Below are 917 nucleotides of genomic sequence, written 5' to 3' on the forward strand. Positions count from 1 at the left end.
GTCGCAGCGCTTGCGGGTCGATGGCGGCGTCGGCCGCCTTGCGCAAGGCGCGCCGCGCACGGAGACGAAGCTGGGACAGAAGCCGTTGGCGCAGGAATAATCCTTGTTGCACGACGACTGGTCGATGGCGCGCTTGCGGCCATAGCTGGTCTCCAGCGGCACGATGGACAGGCAGTTCGACTGCGCGCCGCAGTCGCCGCAGCCTTCGCACACGGCGCTGTTGATGACCATGCGGCGCGGCGGATCGGCCAATTCCTTTTTCTTGCGGCGCCGGCGCAGTTCGGCCGCGCAGGTCTGGTCGTAAATCAGCACGGTGACGCCCTTGACGTCGCGCAGGCGGCGCTGCACCTGGTCGAGGTCCTCGCGTCCGTGGAAGGTGGCGGGCGGCGGGAAGCGGCCGTGCAGGCCCGCGTATTTTTCCGGCGCGTCGCTGACCACGGCGATGGCCTTGGCGCCTTCTGCATGCACTTGCCAGGCGATGGCGTCAACCGTCAGGCTGCCGTCGATGGGCTGGCCGCCCGTCATGGCCACCGCGTCGTTGTATAGAATCTTGTAGGTGATGTTGGCGCGCCCGGCGATGGCCTGGCGGATGGCCAGGAAGCCCGAGTGGAAGTACGTGCCGTCGCCCAGGTTCTGGAATACGTGCGGGGTGGCGCTGAACATGGAGTGGGCCACCCAGTCGACGCCTTCGCCGCCCATCTGTATCAGGCCCGTGGTGTCGCGGTCCATCCACGACGCCATGAAATGGCAGCCGATGCCGGCTTGCGCGCGCGAGCCCTGCGGCACCTTGGTGGAACTGTTGTGCGGGCAGCCGGAACAAAAGTAGGGCAGGCGCCGCACGCCGTCGGCCGCATTCGCCAGCAGCGCGGCAGGCGCGAAGCCGGGCAGCAGGCTGCGGCGGTCGAGCGCCGGCTTGT

At 68.4% G+C, this 917-nt stretch carries 1 pseudogene; it reads right to left on the minus strand.

Features of this window, described 5'->3' with window-relative positions:
- A pseudogene (locus JaAD80_RS28890) lies at positions 1-917 on the minus strand (pyruvate ferredoxin oxidoreductase); the annotation flags it as partial.

Origin of the sequence: Janthinobacterium sp. AD80 (genome assembly GCF_002878455.1) — a bacterium.
Lineage (GTDB): Bacteria > Pseudomonadota > Gammaproteobacteria > Burkholderiales > Burkholderiaceae_D > Janthinobacterium.